The sequence below is a fragment of the Holdemanella sp. genome (assembly GCF_056804935.1).
On record NZ_DBMEXE010000215.1, the window covers coordinates 1 to 2,756 of the forward strand.

The following is a 2,756-nucleotide window of genomic DNA, read 5'->3' on the forward strand; positions in this document are numbered from 1 at the left end:
ATATAGGGATGTAACGAGGCGGATGTACCGACCTCGAATAAGGAGGAATAGGAATTATGAGTATTAATAAGTGTAAAATTGGTGGGATTGTGGCTGAAGAGCCAAGAATGTGTAGTGGTTCATATTATAAAGAAGCTTTGGAGATTGTGCTGGATGTTAATCGAACGGATATCTATAAGTTTGAGCGTATTAAATGTTTGATTATTGATCCAAATTTAATAAATGAAGCATTGGATACAGTTAAGGTAGGTGATTATTTTTTGGCCAATGGACGCATGATTTCATTTGAGTGTAATCATGCGCAAGTTATTAAATGTCCTCATTGTGGAAAAGAGAGTGTTCGAGTAAGAAATATTATTCATTCGGATGTTGTTCTACAAAGCTTTAAGGTGTCGCCAGGAACGTTCTTGCCAGATTCAGAAGGAATTAATAGTGCTGTGTTTGCCGGAGTAATCCCGAATCCAATTTTAAAGCAGGATCATCATGCATTGTTTGCCCTAGCGATTAATCGTCCGATGAAGGCACAGGAAGTGTTAAGTGATATGTTGAATGAGAAAATCATAAATGGCAGTGAACGTTTTAATTTGATTAAGGTACATGGATATAAAGGTGTAGCTGAGACTATAAAGCAAGATATCGATCAAAGAGATCGTGTATTTGTGAAAGGAGCTGTTTGCGAAAGAACAGTTCGCTATCCAATTCTATTTCGATGTAATGGATGCGGAGAGGCATCCCAACAGTTTATTGAATACACACGATATGAGGTTGTCGCAAGAAGTGTAAAACTAGACAACCAGTATATACCTAATTTTAATTCGTTATATGAAGATAATGATAATTTTCAAATGGTTTAGGTTAATTTTTTAGAAATTTTAGACAAGTAATGATGAATAAGAAAGATGGAGGAAATTTAATTATGAAGAAAAAGAATGAAAAGATTTTAGTAAGTGCAATTGCAGGAATGATAGCGTTACAAGGCGTTAGCGCAACTATGATGAATGTTTGTGCTGATGAAGTACATGTAAGTTATGCAAAGGTAGAGACAAGTAAAAAGGATGATTTGGAAGCTAAACTTCATGACACAAAGAAAGAAGTAGAAGATAAATCATTAGCTTTAGACAGTGCGGCAGGCCAAGTTGCGGTGGCAAATAAACAGGTAGAGATTATTGAATCTAAACAGAAAGAAGTGAATCAGACGGTTCAACAAAACTATCATATTTAATGTAAAGCTTCGCATTAAATATGATAATTTAATTGAACTTTAGCTCGTTTCCATACACTCAACTCAAATGGCTGTTCAGGCAGAGCTTTCATAAACGGAAGTTCTTCGTCTAAATATACGCTTTTTCTGGAACCTTCCTTTTTCTGAAAAGGTCTGTTATTGAAATTGTCCAATTCTTTGATAATTGCTTTGTTTAGGTCCTCAAACGAAAAGAATTTCCTGTTTCTAAGTTTACCGACAATGGCTACTGTACAATCTCCAACCGCGCCTTCAACAGCTGCCTTATCTTTAGGCTTACGCACTCTTGTTGGAATAATAGTTGTATCATAATAGTCTGCCATTTCCTGATATGATTTGTTTAATATTGGATCCTCATATTTCTTGTTTTGGATAATTCCTACTTTTAGATTGTCTGGAATCAGAATCCTTGTAACTCCGCCAAAATAACGGTAAGCCTGGATATGGCAATCGACCCAATCATTGATTTTCATGCTTGGACATGCTTGAACATAACTGTACATACTAAATGGTAATGTTGCCTCGAATAAATATGCAGGGATTGCTTCTCCTGTGTAACGATCATACACATACATACGGGTGCCATTCCAATCAACCATCATTTTATCACCCGGTTTATGATTGATATGCATCGTAAGATTATGCTTTTTAACGTAATCACGATATCGTTCGCAAAAGTAGCTATACTGGTAAAAAGGACTCTTGATTGACCGACAATCATCAACATATTCTTCCCATAATAGTTTGATATTAGTTCCTGGCTTTAACAGTTCCTTATGAATGTAATCAAAATCAGGTTGCTTAATGGACAGATTAATTTTCACCTCCTGTTCAAATAATAAATTTTGGACATCTGGTTCACTGAGATCTTTAACAGATGACCAACAAATTTTCTTGTCATCAGCTGCATAGAAAATTTTTCTTATTGTATCTCTAGAAATTTTGAGAGATACAGATATCTGCCTCTGACTATAGTTTTGTGATCTCATTTCCAAAACTTTTTTAACATCTCGCATAAAAAAAACACCTCCTAATCGCAAGACTAGATAAGTATACTCACTTACCTGTTTTTATCTTACAACGGGAGGATGATATTTTATATCTACAATATAGGTGTGGACTTATACAACGGATTCAATGGACTTCGTCACCGTATCAACTGGACTTATTTTACCGTATTGAATGGGCTTGCCCATCCGTTATATTCACATGACAGATAAAGAATTTGAGAATATCCTAGATTGTTTTGGTGATAATGAAATTGAATTAAGAGACAATTATGATGCAGTTTTTCATTTGGTGACAGCGGCAAAGGGAGCTGAAAAGTTCTATACAACAACAAATAATACAGCTCGTACAGAAACGGTAGAAGAAGCGGCTGCTTTGGATGATAAGTTGATTTCAGCTTGGACAGGCCATCCACATTTTAGAGTGATTGACAATGCGTCTGGCTTTGAAGAAAAGATGAAGCATTTGATCAAAGAGATTTCCACTTTCTTAGGAGAACCTGAACCTT

4 protein-coding genes are annotated in these 2,756 nt (G+C 35.6%); 3 read left to right on the plus strand and 1 reads right to left on the minus strand.

What is annotated here, in order from left to right:
* Positions 1-56 precede the first annotated feature (56 nt).
* On the plus strand, positions 57-854 hold the full coding sequence (locus ACZQCL_RS08415) for a hypothetical protein (RefSeq protein WP_482482764.1): 798 nt from the start codon (positions 57-59) through the stop codon (positions 852-854).
* A 62-nt stretch (positions 855-916) separates the two neighbouring features.
* A complete protein-coding gene (locus ACZQCL_RS08420) occupies positions 917-1,222 on the plus strand; it encodes a hypothetical protein (protein WP_482482766.1) in 306 nt (101 codons plus the stop codon).
* Between the two features lie 14 nt (positions 1,223-1,236).
* On the opposite strand, the gene istA is transcribed toward ACZQCL_RS08420, so the two are convergent.
* Complete coding sequence (gene istA / locus ACZQCL_RS08425) at positions 1,237-2,256, minus strand: IS21 family transposase (protein ID WP_482482768.1); 1,020 nt, start codon at positions 2,254-2,256, stop codon at positions 1,237-1,239.
* A 193-nt stretch (positions 2,257-2,449) separates the two neighbouring features.
* Between istA and ACZQCL_RS08430 the strand changes: the two genes are divergently transcribed.
* On the plus strand, positions 2,450-2,756 hold a 307-nt coding region (locus ACZQCL_RS08430), incomplete at its 3' end, for an AAA family ATPase (RefSeq protein ID WP_482482770.1).

Excerpts from the sequence above, each read along its gene's own strand:
- ACZQCL_RS08420 (WP_482482766.1), top strand. The coding sequence starts at position 917 with ATGAAGAAAAAGAATGAAAAGATTTTAGTAAGTGCAATTGCAGGAATG.
- ACZQCL_RS08415 (WP_482482764.1), top strand. The coding sequence starts at position 57 with ATGAGTATTAATAAGTGTAAAATTGGTGGGATTGTGGCTGAAGAGCCA.
- istA (WP_482482768.1), bottom strand. The coding sequence starts at position 2,256 with ATGCGAGATGTTAAAAAAGTTTTGGAAATGAGATCACAAAACTATAGT.